The organism is Tunturibacter psychrotolerans, from assembly GCF_040359615.1.
GTDB classification, from domain to species: Bacteria; Acidobacteriota; Terriglobia; order Terriglobales; family Acidobacteriaceae; genus Edaphobacter; species Edaphobacter psychrotolerans.
On record NZ_CP132942.1, the window covers coordinates 1,384,873 to 1,406,334 of the forward strand.

Here is a 21,462-nt window from a genome sequence, read left to right on the forward strand (position 1 = left end):
TTATGATTAATCGTTCGGGCAGCCAGATTCGGGAAGATTTTTTGCGGTTTTTTGAGGGCAAGGGGCATCGGCGGGTGCACTCTTCTTCGCTGGTGCCGGCGAACGATCCTACGCTGCTGTTTACCAATGCGGGGATGAATCAGTTCAAGGATGTTTTTCTTGGGAACGAGAAGCGGGATTACACGCGGGCGGTGAGTTCGCAGAAGTGTGTGCGGGCCGGAGGCAAGCATAACGATCTGGAGAACGTTGGGTTTACGCGGCGGCACCATACCTTCTTTGAGATGTTGGGGAATTTTTCTTTTGGGGACTACTTCAAGAAAGATGCGATTGCTTACGCTTGGGAGCTGCTGACTTCGAATCATGATCATTGCTTTGGGATCGATCCTTCGCGGCTTTATGTGACGATCTTTGAGGGTGATGCGAAGGTTCCGCGGGATGATGAGGCGGAGAAGTTCTGGATTGAGATTGGGGTGCCGAAGGAGAGGATCTTTGGGATGTCGGCCAAGGATAACTTCTGGCAGATGGGAGATACGGGGCCTTGTGGGCCTTGTAGTGAGATCTTTTACGACATGGGGATGGGGGCTGCGGAGGAGGCGGGAGTTGATAAGCCGTTTCCGCACGATGATCAGCGATATGTCGAGGTATGGAATCTGGTGTTCATGCAGTTCGACCGGTCGAGCGATGGGACGCTGACTCCGCTGCCTAAACCGTCGATTGATACGGGGATGGGGTTGGAGCGGATTGCTGCGGTGCTGCAGGGAGTGCTGTCGAACTTTGAGACGGATCTGTTTACTCCGCTGATTGTGCGGGCGGAGGAGCTGACCGGGCATAAAGTGGAACCCGAGCATGCTGTCGATGAGCGCTCGCGTGCGAGCTTGAGGATTATTGCGGATCATGCGCGGGCGGCTACGTTTTTGATATCGGATGGGGTGCTGCCTGCGAATGAGGGCAGAGGGTATGTGCTGCGGAAGATTCTGCGGCGTGGGATTCGGCATGGACGGCTGCTGGGGCAGGAAAAGCCGTTTATGTATGAGATGGTGTTCGCGGTTCGGGATGAGATGCAGGTGGCTTATCCGGAGTTGAAGGAGACTGCGGAGCGGGTGACTAAGGTGGTGCTGGCGGAGGAGGAGCAGTTTGCTCGGGTTCTTGGCCAAGCAGAAAGGGAGCTGGATACTGCCTTTTATTCGGCAAGACGCGACGCGCAACGGCCAGTGATACTCAGCAATAAACCTCCAGTTCGAGTCGATCTAATCGAACTAGCGATTACCACGGTGGAGAGCAATCCAGGGCTGACTTTAGAAGATGTACGGAAGAATCACCTCCCCACTCTTCCTGATGCCTATTTCGAGATTGCGAGCAGGGCAATGCGCGAGGCAAAGCCGATTTTAGATGGCTCAGCAGCTTTTCGCATATACGAGACGTTCGGCATGCCGCTGGATTTTATGGTTGATGCTGCCCGGGATGCCGGAATCAAATTTGACCATGAAGGTTTTGAAAAGGCGAAGGAAGAGGAGCAGCAGCGGGCTCGGGCTTCGTGGAAGGGTGGGTCGCAGAAGTCGGCGGCGCCGGTTTATCGGGAGTTGCCGAAGACGGAGTTTGAAGGGTACTCGACGCTGCGGGTTGATGGCGCGAAGGTGTTGGCGCTGGTGAAGGATGGCGTTGGTGTGCCGGAGTTGAAGGGTGGCGAGTCGGGTGAGGTGGTGCTCGATGCTACGAGTTTCTATGCGGACTCGGGTGGGCAGGTTGGAGATCAGGGGTGGTTGTACTCAGGGGATCACAACCTAGTGGTGGCTGAGGTGAGTGGCGCGACCAAGCCGGTGCAGGGTGTGTTTGCGCATAGGGTGAGGGCGAACCATACGATTGCTGTGGGCGATACGGTGGATACGGTGGTCGATGGTTTGGTGCGGGCAGCTACGACGCGCAATCATACGGGGACGCATCTGTTGCATGCGGCGTTGCGCGAGGTGCTGGGGAAGCATGTGAAGCAGGCGGGGTCGTTGAACGATGCGACGCGACTGCGGTTTGATTTTTCGCACTTCACGGGTGTGGCTGAGGAGGAGTTGCGTGAGGTTGAGGAGATTGTGAACCGGCAGGTGATGGGGAATACGAAGGTGGAGACGCTGGTGGATGTGCCGATCGACGTGGCGGTGAATGAGCTGGGGGCGATGGCGCTGTTTGGTGAGAAGTATGGCGAGAAGGTAAGGGTGGTGAAGATCGGCGACTTTTCGACTGAGCTTTGCGGTGGGATTCATACGGGGGCTACGGGCGAGATTGGTGTGATTAAGGTGGTGGGGGAGGGGTCGGTGTCTTCGGGCGTGCGGCGCGTGGAGGCGGTGAGCGGGACGGGTGCGCTGCATGAGTTTAGGCGCGACTTCGATGTGGCTCGTGTGGTGGGTGCGATGTTGGGGAGTTCTGGTGATGGCGTAACTCCGGCGGAGGCGCTGCGGGCTCGGATTACGGTGCAGGAAGAGGAGATGAAGAAGCTGCGGCGGGAGCTGGATGCGGTGCGGATGAAGGCGGCTGCTTCGTCGATGTCGGATGCGGCTTCGTCGGCTGTGGAGGTGAAGGGCGTGAAGGTGCTGGCGCAGCGGGTGGATGGTGTGGAGAAGGCTCAGATGCGGGAGCTGGTGGATTCGCTGCGTATCAAGTTGGGGAGCGGCGTAGTGGTGTTAGGCGCTGCTGTTGATGGGAAGGTTTCGTTGATTGTGGGCGTGACGAAGGATCTGACTTCGCGGGTACAGGCGGGGAAGATTGTTGGGCAGCTTGCGGCTCAGGTTGGAGGGAAGGGTGGGGGACGGCCTGATCTGGCAGAGGCTGGAGGGAGCGATGTGGGTTCGCTGGATGCGGCCTTGAAGAGTGCGGCTGAGGTGGTGGGTGGGTTGTTGGGGTAGGAACTATTCCGGTATCCCGTCCCAGCCTCTGCGATCCCAGACTGCTTGTAATCTGGACCAGATCTCGTCTGACATCTGATCTTGCCAGACACCGCCGAGCACTTTCGCAAATGCAGGATCCTGACGGGCTTTTTCTTCAACGCGCTCTATATAGAGTTCGCCGAAGTGAGATAGGAGATTCTCAATAGTTCCTGCCGAAAGGACCTGACGAATAGCGATCGACTGATCGCGTTCGTGAACCTTCAGAATGACTTGCCACAGTTCTTCACTCTTCCCGTCGAATAACAAATCCAATTCTTCTTCTGTCGCCCAAACGGTCTCCTCATACGCCTTCGAGTTCTTGGGCGCGTGGTAGTAGCGAATCCAGGCATCAGCGAGTTTGTTCAGGTCTTCTTCAGTCACCGGGCCTGCCCCGGCTATTTGGGTTCTTCGGATTCGAGGAGGTTGCGGGTCTCTGCGAGGTTGAGGGTGTTTCCGTCCACGACGAATTCGTAGTCGCCGGCGTTGTCGGGGACTTTGAATATGCCGTCTACCTTATGGCCACGCTTGCGGAGAGCTTCGACGAGAAGATCGATATCTACCATGCGGGAAAGTGTACAGGAAGTTTTTTGGTTGAGATGCAACTGACAGCACGGGTGGATGGGACGGGAGAGTTCGAAGTAGTGATCGGCGTTGGGTAGCCGGTTCGCGGAGACACAACGGCTTGTGTTTTGGGAATCGCGGGGGGTATCGGGGGGTGTACGGCTGTTCTTTTCACGCGCGTTTTAGGGTGGGCTCTCTTAAACTTAGCCAAGTCTGTCGATTTTGAAGAAGACAATGGGCTTAGGGAAGACAATACGTGGTTTTTGGTGGGGCGGCGCTTGCGCGGTAGTGCTGGGCGGCGCGATGGTGCAGGTTCTGCCTGCGAAGCCGGCGCAGAAGAGACATGCGGAGTTGAGCGCGTGGGAGCAGGCGGAGCGGGGACGCGAGACGCTGGAGGCGATGCCGGATGGGACGCGGACCAAGGCGGACTATACGCGGGCGATGGATGGGTTTCGTGCGGTGTACCACGAGTCGCCGAGGGATGTGCATGCTCCCGATAGCGTGAATGCGGTGGCGGAGTTACTGGCTGAGCAGGGGCGCGGACTGCATGATGCGAAGAGTCTGAAGGCGGCGGTGGGGCAGTATGAGTTTTTGCGGACGCAATATCCGGGGAGTTCGTTGCGGGTGAGTGCGCTGCTGGCGGAGGGGCAGATCTATGAGAATGATCTGCATGATGCGGAGGCGGCGCGGGAGAGATATTCGCTGCTGGTGAAACAGTATCCGCGAAGCGAAAAGGCGGAGGAGGCGCGAGCTGGGCTGGCTTCGTTGGAGCAAGGGGCAGGGCGTGGGGTACAGGATGCTGCGGTTACTCCGGCTCCGGCTCCGGTTGTGCCTTCTGCGACGAAGGAGATTGGAACGGGTGGGGTTTCGGCGACTGCTTCGGGTGCGGGGGATTCGAAGGCGGCGGGTGCAGTACCGGCGGGAGTTTCGTCGCCGATGGATGAGGCCGTCGATGCGGCTGCGGGTGGGGCTTTGGCTGGTGAAGCGCAGGGTGCGGGGGCGCAGGGTGCTGCGCCGATGCATGTTGCGAAGACGCTGCGGCGAGGGCATTTGGCGCAGGTGGCGGGGATTCGGCATTGGTCGACGCCGAACTATACGCGGGTGGCGATCGACCTGGGCGATGATGTGACGTATGAGGCGGCAAGGGTGCCGAATCCGGATCGGATTTATTTCGATCTGCATGGAACACGGCTGGCGCAGGAGCTGGTGGGGAAGAGCTTTGCGGTGACCGATGATGGATATTTGAAGAGGATCCGGGCGGCGCAGTTTTCTAACGACATGACGCGCGTGGTGCTGGATGTAAATGATGTGACCGAGTACTCGGCGTTTCTGCTGCCGAATCCCTATCGCTTAATTATAGATATCCACGGCGGGAGCAAGGCGGAGCCGGGTGCGCCGGCGGTGAACGTTCCGATGCAGAGGGCGGCGGCTGCTGCTCCGACAGTGCCGAATACGACGGCGGTGAAGTCGGGGAGTTCGTTTGATGTAGCGGCGCTGAGTGCGCAGCCGGGAAGAGTGGAGGCTACCAGTGAGCCGACCTCGCAGCCGATCTCGGCGGTGGTTGCGGGGAAAAAAGATTCGGGTGCGGAACCGGCTGGCGTGGCTGAAGGTGGCGTTGCGGCTGCGGTTGGAGCTGTTCCTGATGTGCCGCTGGCGGTGCCGACGAAACGGTTGAAGAAGGGTAAGGCCGTGAAGGATGCGGATGCTGTGCCGGCGAGGGCGGCGGTGCCTACGGCGGATGGCGAGACGTCGATGGTGCGAGCGCTGGGGTTGAAGATCGGGCGGATCGTGATCGATGCCGGTCATGGGGGGCATGACTCAGGGACGTTGGGCGTCGATGGGATTGAAGAGAAGGATGTCGTGCTGGATGTGGCGCTGCGGCTGGGCAAACTGCTGCATGACCGGCTGGGGGCGGAGATTATTTATACGCGGTCGGACGATACGTTTATTCCGCTGGAGACACGGACAGCGATTGCGAATAAGGCACAGGCGGATCTGTTTCTTTCGATTCATGCGAACTCGTCCGCGGATGCAAGTGCGCGTGGGGTGGAGACTTATTATCTGAACTTCACTTCGTCGCCGGATGCGCTGGAGACGGCTGCGCGAGAGAACGCGGTGTCGGATCAGTCGATTCATCAGTTGAGCGATCTGGTGAAGAAGATTACGTTGAAGGACAAGATCGAGGAGTCTCGTGAGTTCGCGGCGGATGTAGAGCAGAGTTTGTATGGCGGGTTGCAGCGAGGCAATGCGGGGTTGAAGGATCGCGGGGTGAAGAAGGCTCCGTTTGTGGTGCTGATTGGGGCGAATATGCCCTCGATTCTGGCGGAGATTTCATTTGTCACGAATGCGAAGGACGCTCGGCAGCTACAGCAGCCGGATTATCGGGAGCGGGTGGCGGAGAGTCTATATAAAGGTGTCGCGAAGTATGCAGGTGGGTTGAGTGGGGCGAAGGTACCAACTGAGCGGGCTAGCGGGAACTGATTTTTCTGTAGGTGGCCTTCTGTTGGTGGGTTTGGGTGGCACGACGGTTTGATTGATTCTTAGATTCTTCCAATCTGGATGTCCCGGTGATGGCCAGGAGTTTGCTATTGCCTCGTTGCGGATATTTTTCGCGCGAAGATGCGTTGCGAGCCTCGTGCTTTCGAGATGACTCGGCGTGCTTCCTGAGGAGGTCCATGAGGCCGGAGACGCAGAAGATTCAACCGCTTTACGGGAGTGCCTTTCACTGTATCGGGACTGAGTGCGAGGACTCCTGTTGTCATGGCATGAGCGTTCTCGTGGACAAGAAGACGTATGAGGGGTATCAGGCGTTTCCGGAGGAGAAGCTGGGTGCTCTGGTGAAGCAGTATGTTTCGATTCTTCCTGTCGGAGCGACGGAGTCTCTTTACGCGAAGATTCAGCCGGATGCTTCGGGGCGCTGCCCGTTTCTTTCGGCGGAGCGGCTCTGTGGGGTGCAGAAGGAGTATGGTTCGGAGCTGCTGTCTGCTACTTGTTCCACTTATCCTCGTGCGTTGAGCAGTGTGGAGGATGAGCTTGAGGTTTCGCTCTACCTGTCTTGTCCGCAGGCGGCGCGGCAGCTGTTGCTCGATGCCGACTCGACGCGGGCAGTGGGAGATGCTAGTTCGGGTCACTTTCGAATGGATCAGTTTTCGCGGCTGACGAGTGGGGATGGGCCGATTCATAAACCGACGCGCTTCTTCTGGGAGGTTCGCGATCTGGTAGTGGCTATGATTCAGGATCGTGGGCGTCCGCTGTGGCAGCGGGTGTTTTTGCTGGGGATGCTGTCGAAGCGTCTGAACGAATTAGTGAGTGCGCAGGAAGATGATGCGATGCCGGAGATTCTGAGCAGCTATTGGGAGATTGTGAAATCGGGTGCGCTGCGCGACAAACTGGAGAAGGTGCCGGCGCAGCCTGCGGTGCAGCTCGATGTGGTGCTTCGGCTGATCGACCAGCGAATTCGTGCGGGCTCTTGTGGCCAACGTTTCCTGGAGTGCTTCGACGAGTTTTTGCAGGGCATCGGATATTCTGCGGGGTCGACTTCGGCAAGCGATGCGCTCCATTACGTGGAGGCGGAGCGAAAGTATTGCGCGCCGTTCTTTGCGACGCATCCTCATGTTCTGGAGAACTATCTGCTGAACTATGTCTACAGGACGCTGTTCCCGTTTGGCCGTGAGGCTAGCGCTCATATAACTCCGCAGGGAATTTTTGACGAGTACATGTTGATGGTGACCCAGTATGCGCTGGTCTACGGTCTGCTGGTCGGGATGGCGGGTCATGCGCGAGAGGCGTTTGGAGAGGAGCATGTTGTCAGGCTGGTGCAGTCGTTTTCGAAGACGGTGGAGCATAGCCCGAGTTATCTAAAGGAGATCAATCAATTGATTGCGAGCAGAGGGTTGGGAGATCCCGAGGGGATTGCGACTCTGTTGAGGTTTCCTGTCTGAATGATGCCGATCGATTGTCTTTGGTGGTGAGTGGGGAAAGGAGGATTGGGTCCGGCGGAAGAGGGGCGATGGAGAGCGACGGGCTTTGACATCTAGGCTTACGTTCGGGCGCTGGTGTAGTCTGACCACGTATGGGTTTTTCTTCTCGGATGCGGGTAGTGGCGGCGGTTTTGCTGGCGTTTGCGATGGTGGGTGCGTCGGCGATTTCGCTGGAGGGACAGACGGCGAAGGTGATGCTTGCGGAGCCTCCTGCTCCGTTGCTGCCGGAGTCGCTGCGTGAAGGGCCGGACCATGAAGCGGGTAACGGCGTTCCGTCATGGAGCGGAGCCGATGGTCCGGTGCTGATAGAGGATGGGCTTCGGCGGTATGAGCGGGGCGGCCCGCAGATTCCGACGGCTGGCGGTGCGGCATCGGCCGGCACGATTACGGTTTATCAGTTTGAGGATGCGACGGGAGCGGCCGCGGCGTATGACTACCTCTACAGGAGTGCGCCCTATGTCGTGCGGAGTGGCGTGTCTGTGGTGGCCGCGAATCTGAAGGGTAGTTCGGCTTCGGCTGAGGCGCTGTTGCGGACGGTGGAGACTGGGCTGCCGAAGGTGGGAGGGCCTAAGGGGATGTCTCCGCTGCTGCCGACTTATCTGCCGACGAAGGGGTTGGAAAAAGGCTCGCAGCGTTATGCGCTTGGGCCGGTGGGTTACAAGGCGATGGGTGGGGTGTTGCCGCCGGAGATTGTTGGCTTCGATAAGGCTGCGGAGGTTGTGACGGCAAAGTATGAGGGGAAGGGCACGCTTACGATGCTGCTCTATCCGACGCCGCAGATTGCGGGCGACCACGGGCGGCAGATCGAGACGGAGATGAACCGGGAGGGTGGCGCGGCCGGAACTGTGAAGCTGAGGCGTGAGGGGCCGCTGGTGCTGCTGACGACCGGAGCCTGGAACGCGGCCGAGGCGCAGAGGTTGGTGGAGGGGATCCATCTGCGGAGCGAGGTGACGTGGAACAAGCCGGTGCCGCCGGAGTTCCATGCAGAGATCAGAAAGACTGTCAGCCTGCTGACCAGCATTCTAGTTTTCTGTGGACTGGGGGCTTTGGCCGCGGTAATTCTGGCATTGTTTCTGGGTGGCGGACGGGCTGCGATTAGGGTACTTCAGGGTAAGCCGGCGGCGACTGAGCCGGAGTTCCTTCGGATCGACCTGAGCGGAAGTGCGGCGCGGATTCAGACTGGGGATCCGAAGTCGACCACCCGGGGATGACGGAAGGCTGGTATATCTGCACTGATGATGGTGCATGGAATGGGCTAAGCGGCTGATAGGAATGCCGTTTGAGATTTTCCGGGCAGACCGAAAGCGAATGTAAGGCGAACATTAGATGTGGTGTTGTCAGGTTAGTAACCCCCGTAACCGTCTGTTTAACAAGGACTTACAGTAGATGAGTTTTGGCCTTGACACGTCATATCGCCAAACTTAGTATTTCGCCAGAAAGTTCTGATGGCTTTGCCTCCGTTGGAACTATTCTCCCTAAAGAAGAGGCCACCTCGTTGCCGGGTGGCCTCTTCGCTTTTCTGGAAGGTGTTTTCGGGGTGATTTTTTAAGGGTGGGAAGGTTACCAAAGTGGGAGAGAAGCCGACGAAGACGGCAGGCGTTCGAGGTGCTGTCTCAGGGCTGAGAGCGTCGTTGTCGATGCAGAGAGCGGGGAACCGAGGGCTCTTCGAAGGAAGAGGAGTTCATGTCTCAGGGTCTGCATCTGATATTTCAAATAGCGATCGCTTTGCTTGCACTCGCCATGCTGATGTGGTCAACCGGTACGGAAGAACGAATGGATTGCGGGAAGGGAGACTATGACCGGATTGATGCGCCGTGACCTTTGGAGCGAGCCGCGTGTTGTGTGTTTGATTTTGAGATATCGAGACTTGTGACGACGTGTCTCTACGGAGTGGGGAAGGATAGTTCCATCGAGACGTCTGCACGGGCATAGGGGGAAGGCATTACGCGGTCGGGCGGAAGCCGCCGGAAGCCGACTGCTTCGTAGAGGTGAATCGCAGGGGTGAGCTTGTGGTTGGTCTCGAGATAGAGGCGAGTTGCGCCCGAAATCCTTGCTTCGGCGACGACCTTTTCGAGGAGGCGGCGACCGATTCCTGAGCCCTGACAGGATTGCGTCACGGCCATCTTGGCAACTTCGAACTCTCCGGGTTGCATGGCGACGAGAGCGCAACATCCGACAGCCTCGCCGTTTTGAATAGCGAAGAAGATTCTGCCGCCGCGATCGAGAATAGTCGCCTGGGGGTTCGAGAGGGAGTAGATGTCCTTCGGCTCGAGAACGAACTCGCGGGTGATCCACTCTTCGTTGAGGAGGCGGAAGGCGGTCTCGTCCCCTGGTTCAAATTCGCGGATTTTGAAGTCCAGAGCAGTGTTGTTCACGGGGCCTCCTCCAACGGTTCTGTTGTACGACTTACCGGGCGTGGCAACTAGAGCACGGTGTGGAACGTGGGTTGTCCGTAAAGGGAACGAACAATGCCTCCCTGAAGTCAACGGTACGAGGAGTCTGGCAGGATGTCCAATAGGTGAAACGTCGCAATCTATATCATTGGCGTATGAGTGAACAGATCGAGCTGCGACATCTGCGCTACTTCCTGGCGGTTGCAGAGACGCTTCATTTCAGCAGGGCGGCCAGGCGGTTGGGGATGGCTCAGCCTCCACTGAGCCAACAGATCAAACGGCTGGAACAGTTGCTTGGACACGCGCTGTTTGAACGGACGACGCGTGGAGTGAAGCTGACACCTGCCGGACAGCTGCTTGCGAGACGAGCGCGAAGCACGATGGAGAAAGTGGGCGAAGATCTCGCACAGGTCCGCAGACTTGGGCGCGGCGAAGAGGGGACGCTGACCGTTGGGTTCAGCGGTTCGGTGATGTTTACGGAGTTGCCTGCCGCGATTCAGAGCTTTCGGCGCCGTTATCCGAAGGTGGAACTGCGTCTGCGTGAGCTTGTGACCTCTGCACAGATCGCGGCGTTGCTCAATGGGCAGATTGATCTTGCGTTTCTGCGGGATGGAGATCCGACTGAGGGGATTCGTATTACAACGCTGTTGAAAGAAAAGTATGTGGCTGTGCTGCCAGAGGCGCACTCGTTGGCACGGCGAAGAACTCTAAGCATCAAGGCGTTGGCAGGGGAGCCGTTCGTCATGTTTGCGCGGCGAATGGGGCCGCTTGCCTACGATCGGACCATTGCGTGTTGCGAGCGGGGAGGTTTTAGCCCAAACATCGTTCAGGATGCGCCGCAATGGCTGACGCTGGTGCGGTTGGTGGCGGCAGGGCTTGGTGTGTCGCTGGCGCCGGCTTGCGTTGCGAGGGTTGCGATGCCAGGTGCCGTGTATCGGGAGGTGAAGACTGCATGCCGGACCTCGATTGATCTGGGGGTCAAAGTGGGAGCGGAGGGCGTGCTTGCCAAAAATTTTATCGAGATTGCGAATCGACACCTTGCCGATTGATCCTCGATGGGTGGGGCGGAGTATCAGGTCGAATAGAAGATTTGGCGGATGGCCACGAAGCCGATAGAATAGACAGACAGGCCGATGTAGCTCAGTTGGTAGAGCAACTGATTCGTAATCAGTAGGTCAGCGGTTCAACTCCGCTCATCGGCTCCATATCTTTCCTCCTCAAATCACGCATATAACCCTCGAACAAATATTACTTACGAAGGCCATGCACTGGTGGGTGCAGCCGTCTAAACTCGACCATCTTCGTCTAATCTTCGTGCCGGGGTACAGTTCGGGAACAGTGCTTAGAGAAGATTCCAGACCTTGTTGCTAGCTGCACCAGCCTGCTTTGTCGGGAGATCGGCGCAGGCATACTACTGCTAGTCCAGAAAGTAAGTTCGAAAGGATTGCCTCAACCGGTGCTCTTCCCATGAATCCTTCGCGAGAGACTGCAGCGTCTTGGTTGCTTCCTTCGTTGCGAGATCAAACTCTCGCACTGAATAAGCCTGAGCCTCAGATGGTTCTCGATTAACACGGTAGTACCGGTCCTTAAGCAGGGTGCGGCACTGTGCTTCGGCAAGTACTTCCTGCGCAGATAGAGTCGACTGGAAGAGTTCTCTTCTCAAGATCCACGAGATTGCAGACGGACTGCCGGGCGTGTCCAAAGCTGCACCTTTGCTCCGCGAGGCTGTTCCCATTCCGAGGACGTAAAGATTCCGCAGGGGCCAACCGAGAGTTCCACACGCTTCGCTGACGGCAAGAACCTCTGGGGCGTTTGCGATGACGCCGCCGTCAATCAGAGTCTGATCATTGACCTTCTGAGGCGGGAAATACGTGGGAGCAGCGGCGCTCGAAAGAACCGCTTCGAGAACAGTCGCATCGGTTGCAGCGGCTCCAGCCAGGCCTTTGGAGCGGAAGATGTAAGGAGCACCCGTCGTGTAATTTACCGCGACCACTGCAAGAGGCTTCGCCACTGCCTTCAATGAGAGCTGGGCATTCGAGCGTCCAATCGTGTCAACAATCGCGTCTTCGAGAATTTTCGGAGAGTAGGGCGCGGTGAAAAAGGTCTTCTTCGTCCAGGTAATCATGCGCCTACGGTCAAAGATCTTTGGGCCATGCTTGATGATTTTGCGGGCGATGATCGAGGCCGGAATCTCAAAAGCGAGAGAGACGCCAAGAAGCGCGCCAATCGAGGTGCCAGCGATTAGGTCGAATTTGCTCGAGAGGCTGCATCCGAAGTGCTTCTCAACATGCTCGAAGAAAGTGGCGCCATAAAGTCCCCGGTATCCTCCGCCGCTAAGGGCGAGAACCTGGATTCGTTTCGGCTTGCGAGGCTTCGGCGCCTTACCCCTGGGCAGATCCAGGTCGATTGCCGACACCACGGCTTGAGGATCTTCCTCAAGGTTGTTCGTCATGGCCTACTTCGGAGGGATCTTCGAGATCCAGATTCAGCTCGCGATGCGCGTCCTGGCGTCGATCGACCAGGACAAAGGGCCGGCCCTCGATTCCTTCAAGCGCTGTCGCGAGGACCAGCTTCTCATGGAAGGTGTACTTGTGCGTCACTCCGGCGTCATCGTTATAGGTCAAGGGTTGGGGAAGGATCTTGCCCCATCGGTCGGCGATCTCCTTGGTCACGGGAGCGATGAGCTTGCGATCAACAAATCGCTGGACGATGGTCTCTACGTTCTCTCGAAGTTGCTGGATATATCCGGAAGCAGGTGCCTTGTCTAACGCACTAAGGAGAATCATCGGACTCACGGCACTTATGTAGATATCCGTCATGTCGATTCCACGTTCTTCCGCGGATTCCATCCAACGTTCTGCAGGCAGATCGGCATGCTTTGCAATATCCAGCAGGCACTGAACTCCCAAAAGGTAGCGGCGCATGACCTAGAGGGACAGATCCGCAAGCTCTTCGTCGTTATGACCGTGGGTTATCGAATCAAAGTCAACATTGAGTTTTGACAGAGCAGGAATCGAATGGAGCCCCATGAGAATCTCGGAAGGCGAAGTCCTCTCGACCTGTAACTCCACCGATCTTTGAATCAGTGACATGAAAAACCGATTGAAGTTTTCAAGAGAGATCATCACGGTAGTCCCTTGTTCGTCCTTCACTTCGCCGCGATTGGCGACTAAAGCTACCGATCCTGCGTGAACACGATGGCGTAGCTGAGGAAACACTTCACGCATTTTGCCTACGCCGAGCACTTCTATTGGAAGATCGTCCAAGCCCGCCAGTAGACGCATTGCGTGCCTGCGAAGAACCGGGTCTTGAACCAAATTTGAAGTGCGTTCCAGTTTCCCAAGGAGTGTGTCCATCTTCGAAGATCCTCACGATTTCAATCGTATCCCATATCGTGTACATAATCAAGTGATCTTGTACATGATGCTATAGACGAAAAGCTGTCGGCTAAATTTTTTTGGAATGAATAAATAGCGGAAAAAAACGAAGACGAGACGCTCAGTGAGAGATCGGATGGCAGTCCGGCTTTAACAATGGCTAAACGGCTTTTCGGAAACCAGCTGGGCAGGATATCGGTTAAGAAACCGGCCCTGTCGAATGTGAGGAGGCAGCAGCGAGGACTACCTCCTCACGTCGCGACGTGCGGTCTAGAACCGCTTCTGCTGTTTACAACCCTTGCCGTCGGTGACGGAGGTCAGCACCTGGCTCTCGGCTGTGAGCGAACGGCTGAAGCAGTTACCGAGCGAGTCATTGCTCTGAAAGGAAGCACTCGAGTTGCCGACTGCAGCCGTGATTTGGTCGGCGGCATTGATCGACAAGGCGTCCTTGGAGATGACCTGCTCCTGGGTGTTGCTCTCGAATAGAGGGAATCCGTTGAGAGCCTTTGAATCGGTCTGCTGATTCTGCTGATTCACCGTCGTTGTCTGGGTGAAGGAGCCACCCGAGTTGGGAGTGAAGGAAAAGTCCACCGTCAGCGGATACGACACATGCTTATTCACTGTCTCCAGCAAGAAGCCCTGTCGGGTCGTGGTCTGCGAATCGACGGTGCTGGTCTGGACAACGTTTTGCACGTCGGCTCCGATGTTCTGGTTGACATTGAAGGTCTGGGTGTTGAGGAAGTCGACCTTTTGTTCGACCGTGGTTTCGACTCGGCCGTGCGAGGTGTTGACGAAGCCGCTGATGGAGAAGGTGCGGTTGGAGCCGACCGAGACTGTGCCCGTTACGACTCCGGTTGAGCTGGTTGTCAGGTTTTCGTTGACGTGCGGAGTTGGGGCCGCGCTGAGGGTGTTGCTGATCAGCCCACCACTAACCTCGCGGCTGCCGTGGTCGGTGAATACGAGCAGGTTCGCGGTTGCGTTGAAGAAGTTGTCGGCGTTGAAGACGCTGACAGCGACGGTGTGCTGGTTACCATCGCCGAGCACGCCGGCAAAGGGAGTGAGGTCGACGCGGTAGGGCTTGAAGTCGAGGGTCTGGACACCGGGGAGTGGCTCCCAGAGGAAGGGATCGATGCCGCCGGTGAAGATGAAGGGATAGACAGGCGCGACACCGGCGGGCTTGCCGTCGATGCTGATCTCAGTCTCGCGGAAGGCGGTGTTGCCGCAGCTCTCGAGCGGGCCGGTCTGGTCGTTGGGCACGCAGAGGTACCAGAACTCATCGTCGATCTGGCTCTGGGCGAATACGTCGAGATAGACCTTCTCCACGTTGCGCGGCAGATTGACGGTTTGGCTGACCTGGTCGGCTGTGGTGTTGAGCGCGGCAGGATTGCTGCCGGAGCTGAGCCCTACGACGATGTCCGGCGTGGCAGGAGCGAGGGCGAGCGGCGAAGCAGGAAAGAACTCCAGCGCGGCGTTGGCAAAGATAGTGCTCGTGTCCGTGGAGTTGACGATGTTGCCGATAGTGGCAGAGCCCGGCTGCGCGGTTTTGAGAACCGCGGTGAGGTCGGTGACGTCGCGTTCAATGTGCCAGGAGGGGCTGAGGTTGTTGCGGGGTTCGGCAGTAGTGCCGAAGAAGATGTTGACGTCGCCGAGATAAAACCAGGCGGAGCGGTCGAACTGGTTTCCTGCGGAGACGGTGAAGTCTGCCGTAAGGACGACCTTGGCCCAGGGGCCGGGACAAGCTGCGGGCGGGGCGTAATTGAAAGTAGTTGCGTTGAAGTTGTCAAAGGGTGCGTTGGTAAGCAGGGAAACGGTGCAAGGTTTGACGTTGGGCCGCGTAACGGACGGTTCCGCGCTGACAGGATTGGAAGAGCCCACCTGGGGGGTTGAGGGAGCGAGGACGACTTGCGCCTGAGCAGCGCCAATGCAAGTTGAGGCAAGCAGAAGTAGATTTGAAAGGGTGTGGAGAGGTTTGACGACGCGCGGGCCAGTTACTGTTTGCTGCATGAGAACACCATCCTTTATGTAACGGGAGGACAATAGCATAATGATCTAAATAATGACCATATGCCCAGGGCGAATTTCACAATAATGAAAGAAAAGTGGAAATTCGAGATATCGCCACAGTACAGGTCGGGAGGTTAGGGCATTCGACCAAGTGGGAAAACAATCATGTCTTCGGCCGTAAAGTAAACGTCACGCTGGACGGCGTCATTCGGCGCTCCAACGAGGGAATCGGTCCGCGTCCGTTGTAACGGAGACGATTAGGGAACTTGGACTACATCTTTTTCTTACGCCACCCACCCATTGCCGGGTCCCGTCCATGCTCGCCAATCCAGTCTCAACCCGCCTAGTAGCGCACTTCACCATCCTCGACTCCCACCGAAACGTCATATCCAACCGTACTAAGGTAAGCTGGCTCAGCTTGTCTTCAACAAATCTGCGTTCAGTGTGAAGAGTCTTGAAGATGAAAATACAAGGATTACTCCCGTCGAATTGTGGACGAATGTGGAGGATTGCCTTCGTCTGCATCTTTCTGCCCGTTATCGCGCATCCGCAACGGGCTCCGCAGGTTCCTGACCGCCCGTGGGATAGCAACCGCACAGAGAGCGGTCTGCATGCGGGGCCGGGAAACGAGTTGAAACTTGACCCGACCCATATGTATACACTCGCGGAGCTGATCGATCTCGCAGAGCTAAATAATCCTGAGACCCGTGAAGCCTGGGCATTCGCCAAAGGCCGTGCAGACCGGCTAGGAATCTCCCGCTCTGACCTGTATCCCACACTGGTGGCGGGCGCGTTAGGGGCAACGTCGAAGGATGGAGTGCTGATCAATGACAAGTTTACGCTGCAAACGATCGGAGAGTACGATCTTGCCGTCAGCCTCTCCTATACGCTTCTCGATTTCGGTGAGCGTCGCGGACACATCGACGAGGACCGTGCACAGCTTCTGGCAGCCAACTTCGAATTCAACCAGGTTCACCTGAAGATTGTGAGCAGGGTACTTGCGGCCTTCTTCCGGCTTCAGCAGACTCAAGGTGAAGTTGCTGCGGCGGAGGCTAATCTAACTTCAGCGCGGACTGTGCGCGAAGCAGCCGAGCAGCGACTTGATCTTGGCGTGGCCACGGTTCCTGATCTGCTTGAAGCACGCAGCGCGGAGGCCCGTGCTGTCTATAGTCTCGAGTCGGTACGAGGAGCGCGCCTGATCGCTCTGGGCGATCTTGCAACCGTGCTCACGGTCTCTCCGGCTAGCAACTACAAAGTTCAGAGCCTCGATAGCCTCCCAATTCCGAATGAGTTGAATGGAACTGCTGAGCATGCGATCAATAAAGCGCTCTCGCAACGGCCCGATCTGCTTGCTCAGATGGAGCGGGTTCGCGCGGCCAGTGGTGCTATTACGAGCGCTCGTTCTGAGTGGTATCCGCGATTGACGTTTCAGGGTGACGAGGATTTTCTGAGGGCATATGGAGAACAAAGTCCATTTCCTGGTGCGTATGCTGGCGCAAATACCTATCATGCCGAACTTTCGCTGAACTGGACCGTGTTCGATGGTGGGCGCCGCAGGAACGAAGTCGAACAGGCACATGCTTCGCAGAAGCAAGCGCAATCGGCGGTTGATCGAATGCGCGATGAGGTGAGTGATGAGGTGTGGAGGGCGTATTCCGATGTCAACACTGCGTTCCGTCAGCACGATGCCGCGACCATGCTGTTGACCGCTTCGACGGATTCTTATGAAGCCGCGCTGCAGAGTTACAGACTTGGTGTACGCAATCTGGTTGACCTGCTGGCCGCCGAGCGCGATCTGGCCGATGCCCGTTCGGCTGACATTACGGCTCGGGTAAGCGTGCTTAACTCACTCGCGGAGCTAGCGTACAGTACGGGAGATCTCCTCAAGACCACGGCTCGGAGACCAGCGCCATGAAGAACCGCCCTCATTCGTGTCTTTTGACATGTTCCGGAGTCATAGATATTCGAAGACCGCGTAGTCCAATATTGTGGATAACGTTAATGCCGTTGGCCACGCTCTGCGGCTGTCGTCGGGCACCGTCGATCGGCATCTACGGCTCTTATTTTCCCGGATGGCTGATTTGCCTTGTCCTCGGTATCGCACTCACCGTAGCGATACATCTCGTGCTGAGGCGGCTGGGGTATGAAGCTCGTTTGAATCCACTTGGCCTTGTGTACATCGCGCTTTCGATTACTCTCACCTGTCTGTTGTGGCTGGCTCTCTTTTACTAGGAGGTGTCTTATATGGACGATTCCATTGATGCACGACCGGAAGTAGACCCGGTGGGGAGAATCATCTCGATGACAATCATTGCGAGCGCTGTTATTTGCCTCACTTTGGTCATTGTGTTGACGTCGACTCATCCACGAACAGACGACGCTACAGTGTTCGCAAATTTTATTGGGATTGCACCAGTTATAGAAGGGCCAGTAGTGCACCTGGCCGTGCAGGACAATCAGTTCGTGCACAAGGGCGATCTGCTCTATGAGATCGACGATCTGCCCTATCGTTATGCCCTTCAGCAAGCTCTGTCGGAACAGGCCGCGCTCGAAGGCAATATTCGTGACCAGTCGCGCCAGATCGCCGGTCAAAGGAGTGCCGTCATTGCTCAAAGAGCCGCGCAAAACGCTTCTGAAGCTGCGATGCACCGTGCTACAACGTTGATCGATGAGGCGACGGCCGACGTAGGACATGCGGAGGCCGTTGTTAAGCAGGCGCAGGCTGAATACGACTATGCGGAGAGCAACCTCAAGCGCACCGAGCCTTTGCTGGCCCGAAAGTTCGTGACTGCGGATCAAGTAGATCAACTGCGCTCAAACACAAAGGCCAGAGCTGAACAGCTTCGGCAGGCACAGGCGCAACTGGTGCTCAAACAGGCGTCGCTCAAAGCTGCTCTTGAAGGACAGACTCAATCGGTCGCCGAGGTTGGTCAGAATGCCGCGCAGGTCGAGCAGCGCGGGCACGAGGTCAGGATACTCGATCCTCTCACGACCCAACGCGAGGGTCGACTGGCGACCGTGGAGCATGCTCGCTACAACCTCGACCATTGTCGCGTCTACGCACCCTTCGATGCCCGCGTCACCAACCTGACGATCGCCGAAGGCGCCTATGCACATATCGGAGATCAACTATTCACTCTGATCGACGCGCGAACCTGGTGGACGGTCGCAAACTTCCGTGAGGACCAACTCGTTCACATTCATCCTGGCGATCACGCGAGGGTGTTTATTATGCAGGCCCCAAACGCGGAGTTTAGCGGTATCGTCGACAGTATCGGTTTTGGCGTTATACCCGACCCTGATGTCGTTGGGGTTTTAAAACCCGGTCTGCCGGCAACCGATCGCACGCTCAATTGGGTGCATCTGGCGGCACGTTATCCCGTTCGCGTTCGTATTCTTAACGCGCCTGCCGAAATACTGCGAGTGGGTGCCACGAGCCTTGTCGCGATTCAGGGAGGCGATCATCGCTAGTTCTGCTTCCATAATGGCACAGAGGCGGCGGTCATATCGGTTAGGACTGTGGCAGCTTGTGCGCAACGAACTAGAGCCGTATCCAGGGCGCCTTGAAAAAACGGTCCAATACACTGTTGCAACCGTCCTCGCAGCCATCCTGGTATTGACCTTTCGGCTGCCGAGCGCTGTGCTCGGGGTTTACTATCCGCTCCTGCTGATGCAGGACACGCCTGCGGCGAGCTTTCGCGCAGCAAAAAAATGTATCTTGTTTCTTTTTGTTGCCGCCATCTGGGTGCTGTGCGCTGCTGTCTTTGTGCTCGGATCCTCTCTGCTGCACTTTCTCTGGGTCGTCTGCACGCTATTTCTTGCTTGCTGGTTGATTGAAGCAGGAGAGGATCATGCAGCGGCGACCAGTTTTGGGCTTTATGTGGCTACCGGAATTGACGTGCTTGATGCACAGATCTCTCCAGATGTTCGCTTTGAGACCATACTTTACATTTTGCTGAGTTTGCTCATCGGCATTGCGACCTTCCTTGCCGTTCAATACATCTTTGCCACCGACAAGGAGCCGAACGGAGTGCGGCGCGGCCTCGATACGAGGCTCTTGATCATGCATAACTGTCTTGAGGCGATCTCTGAAGGACGTGCACCAGGACCATTGCTTCGCCGACGATTGCGGCAGTATTTCATGATCGGTACCGGACGAATACGGCAGACGTTGCTCGGGCTAAACTACTCGCGACGGGTTCGTGATGAACAAGCCGTGGCCATCGGTCTCATCGGCAATATGGTTGAATTCACCCACAGTCTGGTGGAGGCGCCTGGACAGCCAGTACCCAATCAGCGGGCGCGACTGCGTGCGGTAGTGGATGCCATCGATCAGGTGCGAGCGGATTTTATTGCAGGCCGGGCACCTGAGCCGCGCCCTTTGCCTCCTCCGCAGCCACGCGAACTACGTCGCTCTCCGGTGTACAGACTTGAATACTCGATTGCCCTTCTTACAGAGGTCTACTCAAGCCACCTGGTCGCTCAACGCATCCCTGATCAGCACGAGAGACCGAAGGGGCTGATCCGGCCTGGCGCAATTACAGATCCTGAAGTTTTGCGGTTTGCGTTGCGCGCTTCGCTGGCTGCTATCTGCTGCTACCTGTTCTACTGGGCCGTAAATTGGCAGGGCCTCTCCGTCTCTCTTACCACTTGCATCGTGACGGCGCTCTCGAGTGCCGGGGCCTCTCGCCAGAAGCAGATGCTTCGCTTCGTTGGAGCAACGGCTGGCGGAGTCTTTGCCTTCGTAGCCCAAATACTCATCCTGCCGCGCGTGCAATCCATAGGAGGATTTACGTTGGCGTTAGCGGGAGCGGTCTTCTGCTCCATCTGGGTCTCCACGGCTTCACCGCGAATCGCGTATGCCGGCCGCCAGATGGCACTCTCTTATGAGCTTGTCCATCTAACTGACCCACACTACAACGTTGGTCTCACTCAGGTGCGAGATCGCGTCTTTGGAATCTTTCTCGGGTTGATTGCCATGTGGCTGATCTTTGACCGCCTCTGGTCGCGCCCCGCCGCACCTACGATGACGCAGCTATTCGATGAGACTCTCGACCTCATCACAGAGCTTCCAGCCCAGGGCAGCCTTGAAGTTGGCCCCACAGTCAAGCTGCTACAGGAGACGATTGATCGCAACTTCGATAGAATCCGCGATCTGGCTGATGCTGTATTGCTCGAATTCAGACGGGAGAGGGAACTCGACCTCACATCACGCCGTCGCGTCCGTTCATGGTCTCCTCTAATACGCATCATCTTCATGTTGCGTCTTGCGATCCTACGGCGCGGCATGGTCGGCGAAGCGGGCGCAGATGATCCACGAGTTGCAGAAGCGATCGCCACCTCCACGTGGGTGCTCAAAGAGATTCACGGCATGACTACGGTTGACCTCTCTAAAACGCCCGATCCACCGCTTGCGGCCCGTCGGGTGCCAATTCCTCAAATATCAGCGTATGAGCCCGCGGCCGTCAGAATTGCTGCTTCTCTCGCAACAGTGAGCGCCTATCTTCGCGAGGACGTGTTGCTTGATTTACTCGGAACTTGAAGCCGTATTTGCCAGTCCCCAGCTTCCGAATCTCCCAGCAAAAGACTCGGGCTATCCTTCGCGTAAGTTTCGCGCATCTAAAAACTGCACCGTGGCTTGTCCTCGAACGTGCTGTGCCGGGTTTATGCGGTGCGGGATCGGACGGATAGAGCTCTGGTGGCTAATCGGGTTGTAGGTGTTCCCCCTGATCTCACTGCAATTGTAGACAGCTTCTATATCAGCATCGGCGAGGAGACAGTCATGCAAATCAAATGGACCACTCAATGCTTAATTAAACGGGGTAATGGATTTGGACTTTGCGGCGCTCATCCAGACTGGGCGATGCATCCGTCCTGGATAGCAGGAGTTGAAGGGTTGGACGCTTACAACCGTTGGGTTAGTGAGGTTGTGATACCAATCGTCTTCCAGTGGATCGAAGAGCACAAAGCTGATGTGTACAAGGGAGTGCCCGAGGAGTTGAAAGATGATATGGGTGTTGTGATTGCATCGGCCTTCGAGATAGTGAAGACGATGTCGAGTTATACGAACGGAGTGAAAAAAGCCGTGGAGTTTGAGGAAGCGAGAGAGAGGGACGAAGTGGATATGAAGACGATCAATCCCGTATGGACCGATATTGCGCAGAAGGTGAGGGAGGATACGAAGAGGATCTTCGATGAGAAGAAAGATGTTCTCAAAGGCACTTAAACACGTTGA

At 56.8% G+C, this 21,462-nt stretch carries 18 protein-coding genes and 1 tRNA gene; 12 read left to right on the plus strand and 7 right to left on the minus strand.

Features of this window, described 5'->3' with window-relative positions; translation table 11 throughout:
* Positions 1-2 precede the first annotated feature (2 nt).
* On the plus strand, positions 3-2,891 hold the full coding sequence (gene alaS / locus RBB77_RS05720) for an alanine--tRNA ligase (RefSeq protein WP_353065447.1): 2,889 nt from the start codon (positions 3-5) through the stop codon (positions 2,889-2,891).
* Positions 2,892-2,894: 3 nt separating this feature from the next.
* On the opposite strand, the gene RBB77_RS05725 is transcribed toward alaS, so the two are convergent.
* Both RBB77_RS05725 and RBB77_RS05730 read right to left on the minus strand, forming a co-directional pair.
* A complete protein-coding gene (locus tag RBB77_RS05725; protein WP_353065449.1) occupies positions 2,895-3,293 on the minus strand; it encodes a DUF6869 domain-containing protein in 399 nt (132 codons plus the stop codon).
* A 14-nt stretch (positions 3,294-3,307) separates the two neighbouring features.
* Entirely contained in the window at positions 3,308-3,475 is a 168-nt protein-coding gene (locus tag RBB77_RS05730; RefSeq protein WP_353065451.1) for a hypothetical protein, read from the minus strand.
* Between the two features lie 232 nt (positions 3,476-3,707).
* On the opposite strand from RBB77_RS05730, the gene RBB77_RS05735 reads away from it, so the two are divergent.
* The 4 genes from RBB77_RS05735 to RBB77_RS05750 all read left to right on the plus strand — a co-directional run bounded on the left by RBB77_RS05735 (position 3,708) and on the right by RBB77_RS05750 (position 9,271).
* A complete protein-coding gene (locus tag RBB77_RS05735) occupies positions 3,708-5,954 on the plus strand; it encodes an N-acetylmuramoyl-L-alanine amidase (protein ID WP_353065453.1) in 2,247 nt (748 codons plus the stop codon).
* Positions 5,955-6,148: 194 nt separating this feature from the next.
* A complete protein-coding gene (gene fliB / locus RBB77_RS05740; protein WP_353065455.1) occupies positions 6,149-7,414 on the plus strand; it encodes a flagellin lysine-N-methylase in 1,266 nt (421 codons plus the stop codon).
* Between the two features lie 131 nt (positions 7,415-7,545).
* Positions 7,546-8,664 carry a DUF6599 family protein gene (locus RBB77_RS05745; RefSeq protein ID WP_353065457.1) on the plus strand — a complete coding sequence of 373 codons (1,119 nt, stop codon included), beginning with the start codon at positions 7,546-7,548 and terminating at the stop codon, positions 8,662-8,664.
* A 472-nt stretch (positions 8,665-9,136) separates the two neighbouring features.
* The gene (locus tag RBB77_RS05750; protein WP_353065459.1) at positions 9,137-9,271 is read left to right on the plus strand and encodes a hypothetical protein; all 135 of its coding nucleotides are present in this window, start codon (positions 9,137-9,139) and stop codon (positions 9,269-9,271) included.
* Positions 9,272-9,336: 65 nt separating this feature from the next.
* Here RBB77_RS05750 and RBB77_RS05755 read toward each other — a convergent pair whose 3' ends face one another.
* Entirely contained in the window at positions 9,337-9,828 is a 492-nt protein-coding gene (locus tag RBB77_RS05755; protein ID WP_353065461.1) for a GNAT family N-acetyltransferase, read from the minus strand.
* 143 nt (positions 9,829-9,971) lie between these two features.
* Between RBB77_RS05755 and RBB77_RS05760 the strand changes: the two genes are divergently transcribed.
* Both RBB77_RS05760 and RBB77_RS05765 read left to right on the plus strand, forming a co-directional pair.
* Entirely contained in the window at positions 9,972-10,895 is a 924-nt protein-coding gene (locus RBB77_RS05760; protein WP_353065463.1) for a LysR substrate-binding domain-containing protein, read from the plus strand.
* Positions 10,896-10,975: 80 nt separating this feature from the next.
* Positions 10,976-11,051: transfer RNA gene (locus tag RBB77_RS05765), tRNA-Thr, on the plus strand.
* A gap of 212 nt (positions 11,052-11,263) precedes the next feature.
* Here the strand turns inward: RBB77_RS05765 and RBB77_RS05770 are convergent.
* From RBB77_RS05770 to RBB77_RS05785, 4 genes are all read right to left on the minus strand, one after another.
* Positions 11,264-12,298, minus strand: coding sequence for a CBASS cGAMP-activated phospholipase (locus RBB77_RS05770; RefSeq protein ID WP_353065465.1), 1,035 nt, complete (start codon positions 12,296-12,298; stop codon positions 11,264-11,266).
* Entirely contained in the window at positions 12,282-12,770 is a 489-nt protein-coding gene (locus RBB77_RS05775; RefSeq protein ID WP_353065467.1) for a hypothetical protein, read from the minus strand. The genes RBB77_RS05770 and RBB77_RS05775 overlap by 17 nt, the downstream gene beginning before the upstream one ends.
* A gap of 3 nt (positions 12,771-12,773) precedes the next feature.
* Positions 12,774-13,112 (minus strand): hypothetical protein, encoded by a 339-nt coding sequence (locus RBB77_RS05780; protein WP_353065470.1) that lies wholly within the window; start codon positions 13,110-13,112, stop codon positions 12,774-12,776.
* Positions 13,113-13,493: 381 nt separating this feature from the next.
* On the minus strand, positions 13,494-15,227 hold the full coding sequence (locus RBB77_RS05785; RefSeq protein WP_353065472.1) for a peptide-N4-asparagine amidase: 1,734 nt from the start codon (positions 15,225-15,227) through the stop codon (positions 13,494-13,496).
* Between the two features lie 499 nt (positions 15,228-15,726).
* On the opposite strand from RBB77_RS05785, the gene RBB77_RS05790 reads away from it, so the two are divergent.
* The 5 genes from RBB77_RS05790 (at position 15,727) to RBB77_RS05810 (ending at position 21,453) form a co-directional block, all read left to right on the plus strand.
* A complete protein-coding gene (locus RBB77_RS05790; RefSeq protein ID WP_353065475.1) occupies positions 15,727-17,142 on the plus strand; it encodes a TolC family protein in 1,416 nt (471 codons plus the stop codon).
* An 86-nt stretch (positions 17,143-17,228) separates the two neighbouring features.
* Positions 17,229-17,459, plus strand: a complete 231-nt coding sequence (locus RBB77_RS05795) for a YtcA family lipoprotein (protein ID WP_183972915.1) — start codon at positions 17,229-17,231, stop codon at positions 17,457-17,459.
* 12 nt (positions 17,460-17,471) lie between these two features.
* The gene (locus RBB77_RS05800) at positions 17,472-18,698 is read left to right on the plus strand and encodes a biotin/lipoyl-binding protein (RefSeq protein ID WP_353065477.1); all 1,227 of its coding nucleotides are present in this window, start codon (positions 17,472-17,474) and stop codon (positions 18,696-18,698) included.
* 58 nt (positions 18,699-18,756) lie between these two features.
* The gene (locus tag RBB77_RS05805) at positions 18,757-20,769 is read left to right on the plus strand and encodes an FUSC family protein (RefSeq protein ID WP_353065479.1); all 2,013 of its coding nucleotides are present in this window, start codon (positions 18,757-18,759) and stop codon (positions 20,767-20,769) included.
* 156 nt (positions 20,770-20,925) lie between these two features.
* A complete protein-coding gene (locus tag RBB77_RS05810; RefSeq protein ID WP_353065481.1) occupies positions 20,926-21,453 on the plus strand; it encodes a hypothetical protein in 528 nt (175 codons plus the stop codon).
* The last annotated feature ends 9 nt before the right edge of the window (positions 21,454-21,462 follow it).

Excerpts from the sequence above, each read along its gene's own strand:
- RBB77_RS05775 (WP_353065467.1), bottom strand. The coding sequence starts at position 12,770 with ATGCGCCGCTACCTTTTGGGAGTTCAGTGCCTGCTGGATATTGCAAAG.
- RBB77_RS05750 (WP_353065459.1), top strand. The coding sequence starts at position 9,137 with ATGTCTCAGGGTCTGCATCTGATATTTCAAATAGCGATCGCTTTGCTT.
- RBB77_RS05785 (WP_353065472.1), bottom strand. The coding sequence starts at position 15,227 with ATGCAGCAAACAGTAACTGGCCCGCGCGTCGTCAAACCTCTCCACACC.
- RBB77_RS05770 (WP_353065465.1), bottom strand. The coding sequence starts at position 12,298 with ATGACGAACAACCTTGAGGAAGATCCTCAAGCCGTGGTGTCGGCAATC.
- RBB77_RS05795 (WP_183972915.1), top strand. The coding sequence starts at position 17,229 with ATGCCGTTGGCCACGCTCTGCGGCTGTCGTCGGGCACCGTCGATCGGC.
- fliB (WP_353065455.1), top strand. The coding sequence starts at position 6,149 with ATGAGGCCGGAGACGCAGAAGATTCAACCGCTTTACGGGAGTGCCTTT.
- RBB77_RS05745 (WP_353065457.1), top strand. The coding sequence starts at position 7,546 with ATGGGTTTTTCTTCTCGGATGCGGGTAGTGGCGGCGGTTTTGCTGGCG.
- alaS (WP_353065447.1), top strand. The coding sequence starts at position 3 with ATGATTAATCGTTCGGGCAGCCAGATTCGGGAAGATTTTTTGCGGTTT.
- RBB77_RS05735 (WP_353065453.1), top strand. The coding sequence starts at position 3,708 with ATGGGCTTAGGGAAGACAATACGTGGTTTTTGGTGGGGCGGCGCTTGC.
- RBB77_RS05800 (WP_353065477.1), top strand. The coding sequence starts at position 17,472 with ATGGACGATTCCATTGATGCACGACCGGAAGTAGACCCGGTGGGGAGA.
- RBB77_RS05790 (WP_353065475.1), top strand. The coding sequence starts at position 15,727 with ATGTGGAGGATTGCCTTCGTCTGCATCTTTCTGCCCGTTATCGCGCAT.
- RBB77_RS05730 (WP_353065451.1), bottom strand. The coding sequence starts at position 3,475 with ATGGTAGATATCGATCTTCTCGTCGAAGCTCTCCGCAAGCGTGGCCAT.